This window comes from Pseudomonas sp. BW16M2 (assembly GCF_014268865.1).
GTDB classification, from domain to species: Bacteria; Pseudomonadota; Gammaproteobacteria; order Pseudomonadales; family Pseudomonadaceae; genus Aquipseudomonas; species Aquipseudomonas peradeniyensis.
Genome location: NZ_JABWRI010000010.1, coordinates 127,933 through 146,441, shown reverse-complemented (window position 1 = coordinate 146,441; position 18,509 = coordinate 127,933). Strand labels below are relative to the sequence as shown.

Genomic DNA, 18,509 nt, shown 5'->3' with positions numbered 1-18,509 from the left:
GCAGACCCAGTGTAGCCATCGTTGGCGGATGCGTTTAGAAAAAAGCGCCGTCCGCGGTCGGTGATGGTCTATCGCTGACATGAATGGTCGGCGATCACTGTCATCATGTTTCGTACCCGGCGGGTAGAAGATGACTGGAAAGTCGCGTTTTCACGGTGTTCGCGAGCATTTGACAACGCCGTCCATTTCGGAGAATGTGTGCACACCCAAGTCAAACGGGCGTATGAATTGAGCGTTTGTATGTCAGACGGCTCTTACAGAATCCCGATTAGCGCGTCGACGGGTGTGCCTGGGGCGAGGGACCGGTAGACCGGCTCTTGCGCCAGCGTTCGACGTGTACTGTTCAGCTTCCATATCGTGGAGATCAGTTGATGATTTACGAAGGTAAAGCCATCACGGTTAAGGCTCTTGAAAGCGGCATCGTCGAACTGAAGTTCGACCTCAAGGGTGAGTCCGTCAACAAGTTCAACCGTCTCACTCTGAACGAGCTGCGTCAGGCCGTGGACGTGATCAAGGGCGATGCCTCGATCAAGGGCGTGATCGTCAGCAGCGGCAAGGACGTGTTCATCGTCGGCGCCGACATCACCGAATTCGTCGACAACTTCAAGCTGCCCGAGGCCGAACTGGTCGCCGGCAACCTGGAAGCCAACCGCATTTTCAATGACTTCGAAGACCTGCAGGTGCCGACCGTCGTCGCCATCAACGGCATCGCCCTGGGTGGCGGCCTGGAGATGTGCCTGGCCGCCGATTACCGGGTCATGTCCAGCAGCGCCAAGATCGGCCTGCCGGAAGTCAAGCTGGGCATCTACCCAGGCTTCGGCGGCACCGTGCGCCTGCCGCGCCTGATCGGCTCGGACAACGCCATCGAGTGGATCGCCTCGGGCAAGGAAAATCGTGCCGAGGACGCCCTGAAGGTCGGCGCCGTCGACGCCGTGGTGGCGCCCGAGCTGCTGCAGGCCGGTGCCCTGGACCTGATCAAGCGCGCCATCAGCGGCGAGCTGGACCACAAGGCCAAGCGCCAGTCCAAGCTGGAAAAACTCAAGCTCAACGCCATCGAGCAGATGATGGCGTTCGAGACCGCCAAGGGCTTCGTCGCCGGCCAGGCCGGCCCGAACTACCCGGCGCCGGTCGAGGCCATCAAGACCATCCAGAAGGCTGCCAACTTCGGCCGTGACAAGGCCCTGGAAGTCGAGGCCGCAGGCTTCGCCAAGCTGGCCAAGACCTCGGTCGCCGAGAGCCTGATCGGCCTGTTCCTGAACGACCAGGAGCTCAAGCGCAAGGCCAAGGCCCACGACGAGATCGCCCACGACGTGAAGCAGGCCGCCGTGCTCGGCGCCGGCATCATGGGTGGCGGCATCGCCTACCAGTCGGCGGTCAAGGGCACGCCGATCCTGATGAAGGACATCCGCGAGGAAGCCATCCAGCTGGGCCTGAACGAGGCCTCCAAGCTGCTCGGCAAGCGCGTCGAGAAGGGTCGCCTGACCCCGGCGAAGATGGCCGAGGCGCTCAACGCCATTCGTCCGACCCTGTCCTACGGCGATTTCGCCAACGTCGACATCGTCGTCGAGGCCGTGGTCGAGAACCCGAAGGTCAAGCAAGCGGTACTGGCTGAAGTGGAAGGCCAGGTGAAGGAAGATGCCATCCTGGCCTCCAACACCTCGACCATCTCCATCAACCTGCTGGCCAAGGCGCTCAAGCGTCCGGAAAACTTCGTCGGCATGCACTTCTTCAACCCGGTGCACATGATGCCGCTGGTCGAAGTCATCCGCGGCGAGAAGTCCAGCGAAGTCGCGGTCGCGACTACCGTTGCCTACGCCAAGAAGATGGGCAAGAACCCGATCGTGGTCAACGACTGCCCGGGCTTCCTGGTCAACCGCGTGCTGTTCCCGTACTTCGGCGGCTTCGCCAAGCTGGTCAGCGCCGGCGTCGACTTCGTGCGCATCGACAAGGTCATGGAGAAGTTCGGCTGGCCGATGGGCCCGGCCTACCTGATGGACGTGGTCGGCATCGACACCGGCCACCACGGCCGCGACGTGATGGCCGAGGGCTTCCCGGACCGCATGAAGGACGACCGTCGCTCCGCCGTCGACGCCCTCTACGAGGCCAACCGCCTGGGCCAGAAGAACGGCAAGGGCTTCTACGCCTACGAGACCGACAAGCGCGGCAAACCGAAGAAAGTCGCCGACGCCAGCGTGCTCGACGTGCTCAAGCCGGTCATCTTCGAACAGCGTGAAGTCAGCGACGAGGACATCATCAACTGGATGATGGTGCCACTGTGCCTGGAGACCGTGCGCTGCCTGGAAGACGGCATCGTCGAGACCGCCGCCGAAGCCGACATGGGCCTGGTCTACGGCATCGGTTTCCCTCCCTTCCGCGGTGGCGCGCTGCGCTACATCGATTCGATCGGGGTCGCCGAGTTCGTCGCACTGGCCGACAAGTACGCCGACCTGGGGCCGCTGTACCACCCCACTGCGAAGCTGCGCGAAATGGCCAAGAACGGCCAGCGCTTCTTCAACTGAGCGCCCAACGAGCTAGAGCGAGAATATTGATATGAGCCTGAATCCAAGAGACGTGGTGATTGTCGACTTCGGTCGCACGCCGATGGGCCGTTCCAAGGGTGGCATGCACCGCAACACCCGTGCCGAGGACATGTCCGCGCACCTGATCAGCAAGCTGCTGGAGCGCAACGACAAGGTCGATCCGAAGGAAGTCGAGGACGTGATCTGGGGCTGCGTCAACCAGACCCTGGAGCAGGGCTGGAACATCGCCCGCATGGCCTCGCTGATGACCCAGATCCCGCACACCTCCGCCGCCCAGACCGTCAGCCGCCTGTGCGGATCGTCGATGAGCGCGCTGCACACCGCCGCCCAGGCGATCATGACCGGCAACGGTGACGTGTTCGTGGTCGGTGGTGTCGAGCACATGGGCCACGTCAGCATGATGCACGGCGTCGACCCCAACCCGCACATGTCCTTGCACGCCGCCAAGGCTTCCGGGATGATGGGCCTGACCGCCGAGATGCTCGGCAAGATGCACGGCATCACCCGTGAGCAACAGGATCTGTTCGGCCTGCGTTCGCACCAGCTCGCCCACAAGGCGACGGTCGAGGGCAAGTTCAAGGACGAGATCATCCCGATGCAGGGTTACGACGAAAACGGCTTCCTGAAGGTCTTCGACTACGACGAGACCATTCGCCCGGAAACCACCCTCGAAGGCCTGGCGTCGCTCAAGCCTGCGTTCAACCCCAAAGGTGGCACCGTCACCGCGGGTACCTCCTCGCAGATCACCGACGGCGCCTCGTGCATGATCGTCATGTCCGGCCAGCGCGCCATGGACCTGGGGATCCAGCCACTGGCGGTGATCCGTTCGATGGCGGTGGCCGGTGTCGACCCTGCGATCATGGGCTACGGCCCGGTTCCGGCGACGCAGAAAGCCCTCAAGCGCGCTGGCCTGACCATCGCCGACATCGACTTCTTCGAGCTCAACGAAGCCTTCGCCGCACAGGCCCTGCCGGTGCTGAAGGACCTGAAAGTGCTCGACAAGATGGATGAGAAGGTTAACCTGCACGGCGGCGCCATCGCCCTGGGCCACCCGTTCGGTTGCTCCGGTGCGCGGATCTCCGGCACCCTGCTCAACGTCATGAAGCAGAATGGCGGTACCCTGGGCGTCGCCACCATGTGTGTCGGCCTGGGCCAAGGCATCACCACTGTCTTCGAACGCGTCTGATCGCGTCGCGGGACAGCAGCCGGGGCCATGTGCCCCGGTTTTTGTTTTTTACAGGATTTGTTCAAGAGGGCGAGTGACATGCAGATACAACCTGGTGTGTACCGGCATTACAAAGGCCCTGAATACCGCGTGTTCAGCGCGGCGCGGCATTCCGAGAGCGAAGAGTGGATGGTCTTCTACCAGTGCCTGTATGGTGACTACAGCTTCTGGGTCAGGCCACTTTCGATGTTCCAGGAGTCCGTCGAGGTTGACGGCGAGCAGGTGCCACGCTTTGCTTTGGTCAAGGCCGAAGAGAGGCTGGGCGAGCGGCTTGGCAAGGCGCACGAGTGATCGACCACGCTTGACCTCACTCTTTTGCCACTATATATAGCGGTGCCGCGTCCGGCACCTGACGCGTTTTTCATCTTCAGATTCAGGAATACTCCGATCCATGGGCAAATCGCTGGTCATTGTGGAATCCCCGGCCAAGGCCAAGACCATCAACAAGTACCTGGGCAGCCAGTACGTGGTGAAGTCGAGTATCGGCCACATCCGTGACCTTCCCACCAGCGGTTCCGCCAGTGCGAGCAAGGAACCGGCGGCCAAGCGCGGCAAGGCCGCGGCCGAGGCTCCGGCCTTGTCGCCGAAGGAGAAGGCGCGCCGCACCCTGGTCGCGCGCATGGGCGTCGACCCGGAGGCGGGCTGGAAGGCCAAGTACGAGATCCTTCCCGGCAAGGAGAAGGTGATCGAGGAGCTGCGCCGCCTGGCCAAGGATGCCGACACCATCTATCTCGCAACCGACTTGGATCGCGAGGGGGAAGCCATTGCCTGGCACCTGCGCGAAGCCATCGGTGGTGACGACAGCCGCTACAAGCGCGTGGTGTTCAACGAGATCACCAAAAAGGCGATCCAGGAAGCCTTCTCCCAGCCGGGCGAGCTCGATATCGACCGGGTCAACGCCCAGCAGGCGCGGCGCTTCCTCGACCGCGTGGTCGGCTACATGGTCTCGCCGCTGCTGTGGGCCAAGATCGCCCGCGGCCTGTCCGCCGGCCGTGTGCAGTCGGTGGCGGTGAAGCTGGTGGTCGAGCGTGAGCGCGAGATCCGCGCGTTCAACCCGGAAGAGTACTGGGAAGTTCACGCCGACCTGGGCACCGCCAAGAACGCCAAGGTGCGTTTCGAGGTGGCCCGCGAGAAGGGCGAGGCCTTCAAGCCGCTCAACGAAGCCCAGGCCATGGCCGCGCTGGAAAAGCTCAAGGCTTCCAGCTACAGCGTGAGCAAGCGCGAGGATCGGCCGACCAGCAGCAAGCCGTCGGCGCCATTCATCACCTCCACCCTGCAGCAGGCCGCGAGTAACCGCCTGGGCTTCGGGGTGAAGAAGACCATGATGATGGCCCAGCGTCTGTACGAGGCCGGCTACATCACCTACATGCGTACCGACTCGACCAACCTGTCGACCGACGCCGTCGAGATGGCGCGCAGCTACATCGAGAAAGAATTCGGCAAGCAATACCTGCCCGCCGCGCCGATCGTCTACGGCAGCAAGGAAGGCGCCCAGGAGGCGCACGAGGCGATTCGTCCGTCGGACGTGAACACCCATCCGACCAAGCTCAGCGGCATGGAGCGTGACGCCGAGCGCCTGTACGAGCTGATCTGGCGCCAGTTCCTGGCCTGCCAGATGCCGCCGGCGCAATACCTGTCCACCAGCGTCACCGTGGTGGCCGGCGAGTTCGAGCTGCGTGCCAAGGGCCGCATCCTCAAGTTCGACGGTTACACCCGCGTCCTGCCGCAGCAGAGCAAGCCGGGCGAGGACGACGTGCTGCCGGAAATGGCCCAGGGCGAGGCGCTCAAGCTGATCCAGCTCGACCCCAGCCAGCACTTCACCAAGCCGCCGGCGCGCTTCACCGAAGCCAGCCTGGTCAAGGAAATGGAAAAGCGCGGCATCGGTCGTCCGTCGACCTATGCGGCGATCATCTCGACCATCCAGGATCGCGGTTATGTGACGCTGCACAACCGCCGGTTCTACTCCGAGAAGATGGGCGACATCGTCACCGAGCGCCTGTCCGAGAGCTTCGCTAACCTGATGGACTACGGCTTCACCGCCGGCATGGAAGAGAACCTCGACGATGTGGCCCAGGGCGAGCGTGACTGGAAGAACGTCCTCGACGAGTTCTATGGCGACTTCAGCAAGAAGCTGCAGACCGCCGAGTCCAGCGAGCACGGCATGCGCGCCAACCAGCCGACCCTGACCAACATCGCCTGCAAGGAATGCGGCCGGCCGATGATGATCCGTACCGCCTCCACCGGCGTGTTCCTCGGCTGCTCGGGTTACAGCCTGCCGCCGAAGGAGCGCTGCAAGGCCACGGTCAACCTGGTGCCGGGCGACGAGATCGCCGCCGACGACGAGGGTGAATCCGAGTCGCTGGTGCTGCGCGGCAAGCACCGCTGCCCGATCTGCTCGACGGCGATGGACGCCTACCTGCTCGACGAGAAGCGCAAGTTGCACATCTGTGGCAACAACCCGGACTGCGCCGGCTACGAGATCGAGGAAGGCAGCTACCGCATCAAGGGCTACGAAGGCCCGAGCCTGGAGTGCGACAAGTGCGGCAGCGAGATGCAGCTCAAGACCGGCCGTTTCGGCAAGTTCTTCGGCTGCACCAACGCCACCTGCAAGAACACCCGCAAGCTGCTCAAGAGCGGTGAGGCGGCGCCGCCGAAGATGGACAAGGTGGACATGCCGGAGCTCAAGTGCGAGAAGGTCGACGACACCTACGTGCTGCGCGACGGCGCCTCGGGGCTGTTCCTGGCCGCCAGCCAGTTCCCGAAGAACCGCGAAACCCGCGCGCCGCTGGTGCTGGAGATCGTCCCGCACAAGCACGAGATCGATCCGAAGTACCACTTCCTCTGCGAAGCGCCGCAGAAGGACCCGGACGGTCGCCCGACGGTGATTCGCTACAGCCGCAAGACCAAGGAGCAGTACGTGCAATCCGAGGTCGACGGCAAGCCGACCGGCTGGAAGGCGTTCTACGACGGCAAGGCGTGGAAGGTCGAAGACAAGCGCTGATCTGAGTCTCAGGCTCATCGCGGGGCAAGCCCGCTCCCACGAGGTTCTGCTTGGACCTCGTGGGAGCGGGCTTGCCCCGCGATCGTTTGTGCTTGCGGTAACGCTTGGCAGCCCCGAAACTGCGATATCGCCTTGTTGCCCATGGGAGGTCATGGAAAATGGCCCAGGAACTCTACACCCGCACCAACCAGAAACTGTTCTTCGCCGGCCTCGCCCTGGAATCCATGGCCAAGGCCGGCGACAGCCAGGCCATGAACGCCCAGGGCCTGCTCCAGGCCGAACGCGAATCGGCGCTGTTCCACCTGTATGGCGCGCTGCTGGGGCTGTGCCACGAGATCGCCGGCTTCTACCGCCTGCCCCAGGCCTCGGCGTCACGGGCCGAGCTGCTGTTCAGCGACGAGGTGCTACAAAGCGTGGCGATACCGGAAATGGCCGAGCTGCTCGAACTGGCCCGCCAGCCGGAAACCTGGCTGGCGCGCCTGCTGGCCGCTTATGCCGATTTGTTCCGACCGCCGGTCGCGAAGAAAGCCGTGAAGGGCGATGTCACCCAGCCGCTGATCCAGGCCGTCAATCTGGACGAGCCCGAGCCGGCCGAGCTTTCCCGCGAGGAGCTCGAAGCCTGGCGGCAGAACTTGAAAAGCCTGGTGAGACGATTCCGCGAAGCGCTGAGTGAGTGCTGACCGCCGCCATGGCTGGTACACTGATGGCCTTTCGTGAAAAGCAGGCCCTTTATGTCAACGTCCTTTCTAGAAATTGTCGAGTTGCCTGATGGCCGGATCGAGCTGCGCCGTGCCGAGGATGAAGGCTCCCTGGTGACCTTGGATTTTTCCGAGGATGCCAAGGCATTCCTGCAAGGACAGCATGTGGAAGTGGCCAAGGCCATGCTCAGCGTCGGTGTGCAGATGGCCGGCCGCCTCGTCGAGGGTGACTTCGAGCGTGAAGAGGGGCCGCGGGTCCTTCACTGAGGCAGGTTACCTGCCCAGGGTTTCAAGCGTTTGACAGGCAAAGCCTGAACATCAGCCGAGGCGGATGTTCAGGCTTTGTGCGTTTCCGCTGGCGGCGGCGCGCTGAAGCTGTTGCCGGGCGCTGCCGTTGAGGGTGCCCAGCCAACTGACCACGGTGTGGCTGTGGCCCAGGCGCAAGGCTTCGCAGGCCAGTTGCAGGGCGGTCTGGTTGCCGCCAGGTTGCAGCAGCAGGATACGTTCACGGTTGAGGCCTGCATCGCGCAGCCAGGCCTGGGTGAGGCTGCCGGGCGGGGCGATGAGCGTCAGCCAGCGGCTGTCGTCTTCTTCGCTGAGTTCGCGCAGGACCGGCGCCAGCAGGCTCTGGCAATGCCCGGGCGCGCCGCGCAGGGCCAGTTCGCTGAACAGCTCGGGCTGGCTGCTCTTGCGCGCTGCTGGAGCGGGTTTGAGGCCGGGCAGCACCGGCTGGGCGAGAAAGGCCTCGAACAGCGGCAGCTGGGCTTGCTGGGGTGCATGGGTGAACGGCTGCATGACGCCTCCTGGTTCAGCGGCGCAGGACGCCGACGCTCAAGCCCTCGATCACCAGCTCCTGTTCCTTCAGGTCGACTTCGATGGGGGCGAATTCGGGGTTTTCGGCGATCAGCCAGACCTTGCTGCCTTCGCGCTTGAAGCGCTTGACGGTCACTTCGTCGCCGATGCGGGCCACCACCACCTGGCCGTTGCGGGCTTCGCGGGTGGTGTGCACGGCCAGCAGGTCGCCGTCGAAGATGCCGATGTCCTTCATGCTCATGCCGTGCACGCGCAACAGGTAGTCGGCGCGGGGATGGAAGAAGGCCGGGTTGATGTTGCAGGATTCCTCGATGTGTTGCTCGGCGAGGATCGGCGCGCCGGCGGCGACCCGGCCGATGATGGGCAGGCCGCTGTCGTCGCTTTTCGGCTCCAGGCCGGGAATGCGGATGCCGCGGGAAGCGCCGGGGGTCATCTCGATGGCACCCTTGCGGGCCAGGGCCTTCAGGTGTTCCTCGGCGGCGTTGGGCGACTTGAAGCCCAGCTCCTGGGCGATCTCGGCGCGGGTCGGCGGGAAGCCGTTGTCTTCGAGGCAGCGCTTGATGAAGGCCAGAATCTCGGCTTGGCGTGGCGTCAGTTTCAGCATGGGCGAGGGCTCTGTCTTTTTATACAGTGACTGGAATTATATACAGTGGCTCGCGGCCTGCAACCCACCCGGACCAAGAAAGATCGAAACGCCGACGCATCTTGTCGCTTGCAGCCTGACTCTTGGCGCTTTTAAATGGCGACCGACCGGTCACCCAGCCTTGACATCGGCAGGCCTGAAACGTATGTTTCAAACAACTGTTTGTCAGGCGGAGTAGTCATGGCCCAATCGGAAACCGTTGAACGCATCCTCGATGCGGCGGAGCAGCTGTTCGCGGAGCGCGGGTTCGCGGAAACCTCATTGCGGCTGATCACCAGCAAGGCCGGGGTCAACCTGGCGGCGGTGAACTACCATTTCGGTTCGAAGAAGGCCCTGATCCAGGCGGTGTTCTCGCGCTTCCTGGGGCCGTTCTGCGCGAGCCTGGAGCGCGAGCTGGAGCGCCGCCAGGCGCGTCCCGAGCAGAAAGCCTCGCTCGAGGAGCTGCTGGAGATGCTGGTGGAACAGGCCCTGGCCGTGCAGCCGCGCAGCAACAACGACCTGTCGATCTTCATGCGCCTGCTGGGCCTGGCCTTCAGCCAGAGCCAGGGGCACCTGCGGCGCTACCTGGAAGACATGTACGGCAAGGTGTTCCGCCGCTACATGCTGCTGGTCAACGAGGCCGCGCCGCGCATCCCGCCGCTGGAGCTGTTCTGGCGCGTGCACTTCATGCTCGGCGCCGCGGCGTTCAGCATGTCGGGGATCAAGGCCCTGCGGGCCATCGCCGAGACCGATTTCGGCATCAACACCTCGATCGAGCAGGTCATGCGTCTGATGGTGCCGTTCCTGGCCGCCGGCATGCGCGCCGACAGTGGCGTCACCGACGAGGCCATGGCCACGGCGCAGCTGCGTCCACGCAGCAAGTCCGCCGCCCCCGCCAAGGCCTGAGTACTGGGCGGGGCAGGGCGCTTGCGCTAAGCTAGCGCGCATGTCTGACCTTGTCTCCCGCCGCATTTTCCGCCAGCACGGCCGCTTCGCCACTGAACCATCGGGCACTTCGTTGTCCGATGTTTGCGTGCGCCCGCGCCACGGCGAAGCGCCTCTGGACCTCCCATGAAGGATTCCCTATGACTGCCAGCCTGCAAGGCTCCCTGATGGTGGATATCGCCGGTAAATGGCTGACCGCCGAAGACCGCCATCTGCTGCGCCAGCCCGAAGTGGCCGGCCTGATCATCTTTGCCCGCAACATCGACAGCCCGCGCCAGGTACGCGAGCTGTGCGCGTCGATCCGCGCGATTCGCCCCGAGCTGATCCTCGCCGTGGACCAGGAAGGCGGGCGGGTCCAGCGCCTGCGCCAGGGCTTCGTGCGCCTGCCGGCCATGCGCGCGATCGCCGACAACGCCAATGCCGAGTACCTGGCCGAGCAGTGCGGCTGGCTGATGGCCACCGAGGTGCTGGCGGTGGGCCTGGACCTGAGCTTCGCTCCGGTGCTGGACCTCGATCACCAGCGCAGCGCCGTGGTTGGCAGCCGCGCCTTCGAAGGCAATCCGCAGCGTGCCACCGAGCTGGCCGGTGCGTTCATCCGCGGCATGAACGCCGCGGGCATGGCCGCCTGCGGCAAGCATTTCCCCGGCCACGGCTGGGCCGAAGCCGACTCCCATGTGGCGATCCCGGTTGATGAGCGCAGCCTGGAGCAGCTGCGCGCCGCCGACCTGGTGCCGTTCACCCGCCTGGGTGGCCAGCTGGCGGCGGTGATGCCGGCCCACGTGATCTATCCGCAGGTCGACAACCAGCCGGCCGGCTTCTCCCGGCGCTGGCTGCAGGACATCCTGCGGGGCGAGCTGGGCTTCGACGGGGTGATCTTCAGCGACGACCTGTCCATGGCCGGCGCCCACGTGGTGGGCGATGCCGCCAGCCGCATCGAGGCGGCCCTGAGCGCCGGCTGCGACATGGGCCTGGTGTGCAACGACCGGGCGGCGGCGGAGCTGGCGTTGAGCGCGGCGCAGCGGATGAAGGTCAAGCCGTCGCCGCGGATCGCGCGGATGCGCGGGCAGGGCTTCGCGCGTACCGATTACCGTCAGCAGCCCCGTTGGCTGGAGGCGTTGGGGGCGTTGAAGGAAGCCCAGCTGGTCGATTGACCTCGCCGGCCTCATCGCGGGGCAAGCCCGCTCCCACGAAGTCCTGAGGGCTCGTGGGCGCGGGCTTTTATTTGCTTCGTTTACCCGGCAACGGTGCGAACAGCGCCTCGATCTCGTCATCCCCCAGTCGCCATTGCCCGGCCTGGCCGCCATCGAGAAGCCCGGCCGCCAGCGCCGCCTTCTCCTGTTGCAACTGCTGGATCTTCTCCTCCACCGTCCCCCGGGTGATCAGCTTGAACACGAACACCGGCTTGTCCTGGCCGATACGGTAGGCACGGTCGGTGGCCTGGTTTTCGCTGGCCGGGTTCCACCACGGGTCGTAGTGGATCACGGTGTCGGCGGCGGTCAGGTTCAGTCCGGTGCCGCCGGCCTTGAGGCTGATCAGGAACACCTCGCTGTCGCCGTTCTGGAACTGTTGCACCGGCGCGCGGCGGTCGCGGGTGTCGCCGGTCAGCAGGCTGTAGCGGATGCCGCGCTTCTCCAGCTCGAACTCGATCAGCGCCAGCATCGAGGTGAACTGCGAGAACAGCAGCACCTTGCGCCCCTCGCTGAGCAGCTCCTCGAGCATCTCCAGCAGGCTGCCCAGCTTGCCCTTGTCGGCGAACGTGCCCTTGGTCTCGGTGCCCTTGACCAGGCGCAGGTCACAGCACACCTGGCGCAGCTTGAGCAGCGCGTCGAGGATGACGATCTGGCTGCGGGCGGCGCCGTTGCGGGCGATCTCGTCGCGGACCTTCTTGTCCATCGCCACCCGCACCGCCTCGTAGGTGTCGCGCTGGGCGTCGCTGAGCTCGACCCAGTGGATCATCTCGGTCTTGGCCGGCAGTTCGGTGGCCACCTGCTCCTTGGTGCGGCGTAGCAGGAACGGGCGGATGCGGCTGGCCAGGTGGGTCATGCGCTCGGCGTCGCCGTGGCGCTCGATCGGGGTGCGGTAGTCCTGGGTGAAGCGCTTGCTGTCACCCAGCCAGCCGGGCATCAGGAAGTGGAAGATCGACCACAGCTCGCCGAGGTTGTTCTCCATCGGCGTGCCGGTAAGGCACAGCCGCTGGCTGGCCTGCAGCTCGCGCACGGCCTGGGCGGCCTTGCTGGTGCTGCTCTTGATGTTCTGCGCCTCGTCCAGCACCAGCAGGTGCCAGGGCTGGGCCTTGAGGTGCTCGAGGTCGCGGGGGACGAGGGCGTAGGTGGTCAGCACCAGGTCGTAGTCGGCCAGGTTGGCGAAGTGCTTGTTGCGGCCGGGGCCGTGCAGGGCCAGGACGCGCAGGTCGGGGGCGAAGCGCCGGGCTTCGTCTAGCCAGTTCGGTACCAGGCTGGTGGGCATCACCGCCAGTGCCGGGTGGGCCAGGCGCCCGGCTTCCTTTTCCAGCAGCAGGTGGGCCAGGGTCTGCAGGGTCTTGCCCAGGCCCATGTCGTCGCCGAGGATGCCGCCGGTGCCCATTTCGCGCAGGGCCTGCAGCCAATTCAGGCCTTGCTGCTGGTAGGGGCGCAGGGTGGCGTTCAGGCCCTTGGGCGGCACCACCTGCAGGTCGCGGGCGTCGCGCAGGCGCCGGCCCAGATCGCGGACATGGCTGCCGCCTTGCCATTGCAGCGGCAGATGGTCGATGTCGTTCAGGCGCGCGGCGTCGGCGCGTTCCAGGCGCAGGCTCGGGCCGCTGGCGTCGTCGTGCAGGTACAACTCGCCCAAGGTGCCCATCACCGCCTTGATCCGCCCGTAGGGCAGGGCGACACGCAGCGCCGGGCTGTCGTGGCGGGCGCGGTTGAGGTCGATCAGCAGGTGTTCATCGTCACTGCGCCGCGCCAGTTCGCTGGGGCGCAGCAGCTCGGGGCTGGCGCGCAGCAGCTGCAGGACGATCGGCAGCAGGCTGTGGCGCTGGCCCTCGACGACGATGCCCAGTTCCAGGTCGAACCACTCGTGGCCCGGTGCTTCATCGATGGTGGCGTACCAGTCGTCGACCTCGTGCAGGTTGAAGGCGAAGTCGCGGTGCACATCGATGGCCCAGCCCGCTTCACGCAGGCGTGGCAGACCTTCGCGGGCGAAACGCAGCCAGGCTTCGTCGTCAGGCAGCTGGAGCATCTCGCCGGCGCTGTCGGGCAGGGCCTTGCTCTGGCGGGTGGCGGGCTTGAAGCCATACTCGCGCAATGCCTTGCGCAGGGTCTGCTCGGCCTGGGGCTGGCGGCGGATGCGCTGGCTGGTGCTGCCCACCAGGCGGCTCAGCGGCTTGTCGTCGCCGCCACTGGCGCGCAGGCCGTCGTAGTCGAACGCCAGCGCGGCGCGGTGCTGCATCTGCCGTTGCATGCGTCCGGTCTTGGGCGTGTAGGCGCTGAATTCGAGGCTGCCGAGGGTCAGGTGCGGGGTCGGCTGGATGTCGTCGAGCTGCTCCTGCTGCACGGTGGTGGGCGTCGGCAGGTGATGATTGAGGGCGTTGAGCTTGTGGCTGAGGGGCACGATGAGGTGTTCCGGTACATCGGGAGCAAGGGACAGCTGCAGGGCGGTGTGCGGATCCAGGTCGTGGGAAACGCTGCCGACCTCATGGGTGACGATGTCGAAGTAGTACAGCGGCACCAGCGGCAGCACGCAATTGAGTGGTTGCTCGCCGTTGTACCACATGCCCCTATAGTCGCCGCTGTCCAGGCGCACCCAGCGGAAGTCCGCCTGGCGAGGCGCGCCCTGGGTCAGCAGGGGCAGGTCTTCGATGAACATCAGACGTCCGGTGTCCAGCGCCCGCTGCAGCAACTCGCCGCCCTCGAGCCCCTTGAGCGCATAGCCGCGCTCGTGGCCGTAGGGCGCGGTCTGCGCCGAGAGCTGACGAAGGATGCGCAGGTCATCTTCCTTGACGAACTTCGGCGGCTCGTAGAGCAGTTCGTACAGCGACTGGATGCGGCTGTAGCGAATGCCGTGCTCTTCCCGGGTGCCCTTGCGCACGCGCAATGCGCAACTGCTGTGGTCGTCGTTGAGCGCCAGCTGGTAGCAGACCATGCGGCCGCGTTTGTCTTCGGCGTCGCCCTGTCGGGATGTGGGCGGCTCCAGCCCCTGCAGCCAGTGCTGCAGGTGATGGGGCAGCTGGTCGCCGTTGGCCGCGACGTGTCCGTAGCTGTTGGCCAGGGTATAGAGCGCTGCGGCGCAGTGCTTGCAGTTGGTGCCGACCGGACAGGTGCAGTCGCCGCGCACATGGCACTGCCCGGAGGGGCCGGCAGTGATGATGATCCGCTGGCGGTAGACATTGCCGCCGCTGCCGTGGCAGGTGGACGCGATGCGCGAGTCGCCGTGGGACTGGATCTGCACCAGGCCCTGTTCGGCGTAGCGTTCGCCACGTTGCAGGGTGGCCGCGGAAAAATCGCGCTTCCAGCTCGGGTTCTCGGCCGCCAGCTTCTGCACATCGGCGTTCACGGTTTCACTGCTCCATCATTTCCGGATCCGGCAGCGGGATCTTGCGCATGCCGGCCGGCGAAACCCTGAGCAGCAGCGCCAGGTGCCCGCCATCGAAGAAGGTCAGCTGGCCGGCCTTCATGTTGCTGTTGCTCTGCTTGAGCTGTTCGCTCTGCATCACGCTGCCGTTGCCGTCGAGCTGGTTGACCCAGAAGTTGGCATCGACGGCGATGAAGCGATCTTCCCTGATGCTCAGGTTGCCTTCGATGGGGAAGTGCCCAAACTGCTCGTCACCGGCGCTCACGGCGACGGTATCACCGTCCTGCTGCCAGGCCTTGTGCAGCAGCACGGTGTAGTCGGCGGTGGCCTGCAGGCGGGTGACTTCGTCGCCCAGGCCGGTCGGGCGCTCGGCGCCCTTTTCCAGGCGCGGTGCGCCGGCGCTCCAGTCTTCCGGGGCGAACGGGCTGGTGATCGCCGGCACGGCGTTCTGCCGCACCAGGATCATTTCCACCTGGTAGGGGCCTGCGGCGAAGGCAGCTGGCGCGAGCAGGGCCAGCAGCAGGGTCAGGCAACGGATGGCACGCATGAAGCTTCCTTATGGATTTTGTGGGGTGAGGCGCTCGAACAGCGCTTCCAGGGTGTTGAAACGTTCTTCGGGGCGTTCCATCGGTACCAGGAAGCGGAACTGGGTCGCGCCTTCGAACTTGTAGCGTTTGGGCTGGCCCTGGATCAGCTTGATCAGGGTCAGCGGGTCGACCGGGGTCTCGGCCTCGAACTCCAGCTTGCCGCCGTTGGGGCCGGCGTCGACTTTCTTGATGCCGAGCTTTTCCGCCTGCAGCTTGAGCAGGGTCAGGCGCATCAGGTTCTTGGTCGGCTCGGGCAGCAGGCCGAAGCGGTCGATCATTTCCACCTGCAGGTCCTTGAGGCCCTCTTCGTCGGCCGCCGAGGCGATGCGCTTGTAGAGGATCAGGCGCGCATGCACGTCGGGCAGGTAGTCCTCGGGGATCAGCGCCGGCAGGCGCAGGTTGATCTCCGGGCCGCCGCCGAGCGGCTGCTCGAGGTTCGGCTGGGCGCCCTTGCGGATGGCCTTGACCGCGCGCTCGAGCATTTCCATGTACAGGGTGAAACCGACCGCCTGGATCTGCCCGCTCTGGCCTTCGCCGAGCAGCTCGCCGGCGCCGCGGATTTCCAGGTCGTTGGTGGCCAGGACGAAGCCCGCGCCCAGATCCTGGGTGTTGGCGATGGCCTCCAGGCGTTTCTCGGCATCGGCGCTGATCTGCTGGCGCGGCGGCGTCAGCAGGTAGGCGTAGGCCTGGTGGTGACTGCGCCCGACCCGGCCGCGCAGCTGGTGCAGCTGGGCCAGGCCGAACTTGTCGGCGCGCTCGATGACGATGGTGTTGGCGCTGGGCACGTCGATGCCGGTCTCGATGATGGTCGAGGCGATCAGCACGTTGAAGCGCTTGTGGTAGAAGTCGCTCATCACCTGTTCGAGTTCGCGCTCGCGCATCTGCCCGTGGCCGATGCCGATGCGCGCCTCGGGCACCAGTTCGGCCAGTTCGGCGGCGCACTTCTCGATGGTCTTGACGTCGTTGTGCAGGTAGTACACCTGGCCGCCGCGCAGCAGTTCGCGCAGCAGCGCCTCCTTGACCGTGCTCTTGTTCTGTTCCATGACGAAGGTGCGCACCGACAGGCGCCTGGCCGGCGGGGTGGCGATGATCGACAGGTCGCGCATGCCCGACACCGCCATGTTCAGCGTGCGCGGAATCGGCGTGGCGGTCAGGGTGAGGATGTCCACCTCGCTGCGCAGCGCCTTGAGCTGTTCCTTCTGACGCACGCCGAAGCGGTGTTCCTCGTCGATGATGGCCAGGCCCAGGTCCTTGAAGCGCACGTCGTCCTGCAGCAGCTTGTGGGTGCCGATGAGGATGTCGATCTTGCCTTCGGCCAGTTCCGCCGCGGCGCTGGCGACTTCCTTGGCCGACTTGAAGCGGCTCATCACCTCGACCTTCACCGGCCAGTCGGCGAAGCGGTCGCGGAAGCTGTTGTAGTGCTGCTGGGCGAGCAGGGTGGTGGGTACCAGCAATGCGACCTGGCGCCCGCCGTGCACGGCGATGAAGGCGGCGCGCATGGCCACCTCGGTCTTGCCGAAGCCGACATCGCCACAGACCAGGCGATCCATCGGCTGGCCGGCGAGCATGTCGGCGCGTACCGCCTCGATGGCGGCCTGCTGGTCGGGGGTTTCCTCGAACGGGAAGCCGGCGCTGAAGGTGGCATAGTCGGCGGCCGGGTCGGCGAAGGCGTAGCCTTTGCGCGCGGCGCGGCGGGCATAGATGTCGAGCAGCTCGGCGGCGACGTCGCGCACCTGTTCGGCGGCCTTGCGCTTGGCTTTCTGCCAGGCTTCGGAGCCCAGTCGGTGCAGCGGCGCCAGGGCGTCGTCGCTGCCGGTGTAGCGGGCGATCAGGTGCAGGTTGGCCACCGGCACGTAGAGCTTGGCGCCCTCGGCGTATTCGAGGGTGAGGAACTCGGCGGCCTGGCCGTCGATTTCCAGGGTCGCCAGGCCCAGGTAGCGGCCCACGCCGTGGTCGATGTGCACCACCGGCGCGCCTTCGCGCAGCTCGGTGAGGTTCTTGATCACCGCGTCGTTGGCCGCCTCGCCGCGCTTCTCGCGGCGTCGGCGCTGCATCACGCGCTGGCCGAACAGCGGGCTTTCGGCGACCAGGGCCAGGCTGGGGTCGTCCAGCAGCAGGCCGTCGTCCAGCGGCGCGATGGTGATCGCCAGGCGTTCGCCGCCGCTGACGAAGTCGGCCCAGCCGTCGACGGTGTGCGGGCGCAGCTTCAGGCGTTCGAGCAGTTCCAGCAGCACTTCGCGCCGGCCCGCCGATTCCGCCGTGAACAGCACGCGACCGGGGAACTGGTCGAGGAAGCTCGACAGCTCCGCCAGCGGCTGGTTGGCCTTGGCCTCGATGGCCAGGTTGGGCAGGGCGCGGGCCGGGAAGCGCTCGCGGCCGACGCCGGGCTCGACGTCGTCGGCGCCGATCACCACCCGCGGCCATTGCTTGAGGCGGGCGAAGCAGTCCTCCACCGGCATGAATAGCTCGGCCGGCGGCAGCAGCGGCCGGCTGAGGTCGCCGCGGCGCTCTTCATAGCGCCCGCGCACGTCGTTCCAGAAGTGCTCGGCGGCCTGCTCCACGCCCGGCAGGGAGAACACCTGAGTGTCCGTCGGCAGGTAGTCGAACAGGGTGGCGGTCTCTTCGAAGAACAGCGGCAGGTAGTACTCGATGCCGGCGGGGATGATGCCGCTGGTCAGGTCCTGGAAGATCGCGCTGCGGCGAAAATCCACGTCGAAGCGTTCGCGGAAGCGCGCCTTGAAGCGCGTCACCTCGTCCTTCTGCATGGGGAACTCGCGCGCCGGCAGCAGGCGGATCGAGTCGACCTTGTCGATCGAGCGCTGCGACTCCGGGTCGAAGGTGCGCAGGGTCTCGATCTCGTCGTCGAACAGGTCGATGCGGTACGGCTGCTTGCTGCCCATGGGGAACAGGTCGATCAGCGCGCCGCGCACGGCGAACTCGCCATGCTCGTAGACCGTGTCGACGCAGCGGTAGCCGCTGGCCTCGAGGCGCGTGCGCATCTGCTCGACGTCGATCTTCTGGCCGACGTCCAGCACCAGGCTGCTGCCCAGCAGGAAGCGCGTGGGGGCCAGGCGGTGCAGGGCGGTGGTGATCGGCACGACGAGGATGCCGTGGTCCAGCTCCGGCAGCCGGTAGAGGCTGGCGATGCGCTGGGAGATGATGTCCTGGTGCGGCGAGAACAGGTCGTAGGGCAGGGTTTCCCAATCGGGGAACGGCAGCACCGGCAGCGCCGGCGCGAAGAAGCGCAGCTCCTGCTCGAGGCGATCGGCCGCCTGGCTGTCGGCGGTCAGCAGCAAGGTGAAGCGACCGGCGGTACTGGCCGCCTCGGCGATGGCCAGGCTCAAGGCGGCGCCGGGCAGGTTGCCCCAGGTTTGTTTGCCGGCCGTGGCCGACATTTGCGGTAGGCGCAGAACTGACACGGGAGATCGGACTCCAAGCGTTGCGGCAAAGAGGTCGATTGTACCGGTGACGGGGCTCGCTGTCAGGCTCGCGAGGGCATGACGACGGGGTCTGGCGTCGGCGACAGG

General features: G+C 65.9%; 13 protein-coding genes. 8 read left to right on the top strand and 5 right to left on the bottom strand.

Annotated elements, in window-relative coordinates:
* Positions 1-371 precede the first annotated feature (371 nt).
* The 6 genes from fadB (at position 372) to HU735_RS11910 (ending at position 7,731) form a co-directional block, all read left to right on the top strand.
* Positions 372-2,519 (top strand): fatty acid oxidation complex subunit alpha FadB, encoded by a 2,148-nt coding sequence (gene fadB / locus HU735_RS11935; protein WP_186713692.1) that lies wholly within the window; start codon positions 372-374, stop codon positions 2,517-2,519.
* A 31-nt stretch (positions 2,520-2,550) separates the two neighbouring features.
* The gene (fadA, locus tag HU735_RS11930; RefSeq protein WP_050704829.1) at positions 2,551-3,726 is read left to right on the top strand and encodes an acetyl-CoA C-acyltransferase FadA; all 1,176 of its coding nucleotides are present in this window, start codon (positions 2,551-2,553) and stop codon (positions 3,724-3,726) included.
* Between the two features lie 78 nt (positions 3,727-3,804).
* Entirely contained in the window at positions 3,805-4,056 is a 252-nt protein-coding gene (locus tag HU735_RS11925; protein ID WP_186713691.1) for a DUF1653 domain-containing protein, read from the top strand.
* 100 nt (positions 4,057-4,156) lie between these two features.
* On the top strand, positions 4,157-6,766 hold the full coding sequence (topA, locus tag HU735_RS11920) for a type I DNA topoisomerase (protein WP_186713690.1): 2,610 nt from the start codon (positions 4,157-4,159) through the stop codon (positions 6,764-6,766).
* Positions 6,767-6,924: 158 nt separating this feature from the next.
* Positions 6,925-7,446, top strand: a complete 522-nt coding sequence (locus HU735_RS11915; protein ID WP_186713689.1) for a DUF6586 family protein — start codon at positions 6,925-6,927, stop codon at positions 7,444-7,446.
* Between the two features lie 51 nt (positions 7,447-7,497).
* Entirely contained in the window at positions 7,498-7,731 is a 234-nt protein-coding gene (locus HU735_RS11910) for a hypothetical protein (protein WP_023630868.1), read from the top strand.
* A 51-nt stretch (positions 7,732-7,782) separates the two neighbouring features.
* Here HU735_RS11910 and sulA read toward each other — a convergent pair whose 3' ends face one another.
* Both sulA and lexA read right to left on the bottom strand, forming a co-directional pair.
* The gene (gene sulA, locus HU735_RS11905) at positions 7,783-8,259 is read right to left on the bottom strand and encodes an SOS-induced cell division inhibitor SulA (RefSeq protein WP_050704833.1); all 477 of its coding nucleotides are present in this window, start codon (positions 8,257-8,259) and stop codon (positions 7,783-7,785) included.
* 13 nt (positions 8,260-8,272) lie between these two features.
* Positions 8,273-8,881 (bottom strand): transcriptional repressor LexA, encoded by a 609-nt coding sequence (lexA, locus tag HU735_RS11900; protein ID WP_050704834.1) that lies wholly within the window; start codon positions 8,879-8,881, stop codon positions 8,273-8,275.
* Between the two features lie 219 nt (positions 8,882-9,100).
* Here lexA and HU735_RS11895 point away from each other — a divergent pair, with 219 nt between their 5' ends.
* Positions 9,101-9,805 (top strand): TetR/AcrR family transcriptional regulator, encoded by a 705-nt coding sequence (locus tag HU735_RS11895; RefSeq protein WP_028692735.1) that lies wholly within the window; start codon positions 9,101-9,103, stop codon positions 9,803-9,805.
* Positions 9,806-9,996: 191 nt separating this feature from the next.
* Positions 9,997-10,995 (top strand): beta-N-acetylhexosaminidase, encoded by a 999-nt coding sequence (gene nagZ / locus HU735_RS11890; protein WP_186713722.1) that lies wholly within the window; start codon positions 9,997-9,999, stop codon positions 10,993-10,995.
* 67 nt (positions 10,996-11,062) lie between these two features.
* Here the strand turns inward: nagZ and HU735_RS11885 are convergent, their stop codons facing one another.
* The 3 genes from HU735_RS11885 to mfd are packed head-to-tail and all read right to left on the bottom strand — an operon-like array spanning position 11,063 to position 18,401.
* Positions 11,063-14,377: an SNF2-related protein gene (locus HU735_RS11885; protein WP_186713688.1), complete on the bottom strand. Its 3,315-nt coding sequence runs from the start codon at positions 14,375-14,377 to the stop codon at positions 11,063-11,065.
* Between the two features lie 4 nt (positions 14,378-14,381).
* Complete coding sequence (locus tag HU735_RS11880; protein ID WP_186713687.1) at positions 14,382-14,942, bottom strand: CsiV family protein; 561 nt, start codon at positions 14,940-14,942, stop codon at positions 14,382-14,384.
* A gap of 9 nt (positions 14,943-14,951) precedes the next feature.
* Positions 14,952-18,401 (bottom strand): transcription-repair coupling factor, encoded by a 3,450-nt coding sequence (gene mfd, locus HU735_RS11875; RefSeq protein WP_186713686.1) that lies wholly within the window; start codon positions 18,399-18,401, stop codon positions 14,952-14,954.
* Positions 18,402-18,509 lie beyond the last annotated feature (108 nt).

Excerpts from the sequence above, each read along its gene's own strand:
- HU735_RS11910 (WP_023630868.1), top strand. The coding sequence starts at position 7,498 with ATGTCAACGTCCTTTCTAGAAATTGTCGAGTTGCCTGATGGCCGGATC.
- fadA (WP_050704829.1), top strand. The coding sequence starts at position 2,551 with ATGAGCCTGAATCCAAGAGACGTGGTGATTGTCGACTTCGGTCGCACG.
- sulA (WP_050704833.1), bottom strand. The coding sequence starts at position 8,259 with ATGCAGCCGTTCACCCATGCACCCCAGCAAGCCCAGCTGCCGCTGTTC.
- HU735_RS11925 (WP_186713691.1), top strand. The coding sequence starts at position 3,805 with ATGCAGATACAACCTGGTGTGTACCGGCATTACAAAGGCCCTGAATAC.
- lexA (WP_050704834.1), bottom strand. The coding sequence starts at position 8,881 with ATGCTGAAACTGACGCCACGCCAAGCCGAGATTCTGGCCTTCATCAAG.
- HU735_RS11915 (WP_186713689.1), top strand. The coding sequence starts at position 6,925 with ATGGCCCAGGAACTCTACACCCGCACCAACCAGAAACTGTTCTTCGCC.
- HU735_RS11895 (WP_028692735.1), top strand. The coding sequence starts at position 9,101 with ATGGCCCAATCGGAAACCGTTGAACGCATCCTCGATGCGGCGGAGCAG.
- topA (WP_186713690.1), top strand. The coding sequence starts at position 4,157 with ATGGGCAAATCGCTGGTCATTGTGGAATCCCCGGCCAAGGCCAAGACC.
- fadB (WP_186713692.1), top strand. The coding sequence starts at position 372 with ATGATTTACGAAGGTAAAGCCATCACGGTTAAGGCTCTTGAAAGCGGC.
- HU735_RS11880 (WP_186713687.1), bottom strand. The coding sequence starts at position 14,942 with ATGCGTGCCATCCGTTGCCTGACCCTGCTGCTGGCCCTGCTCGCGCCA.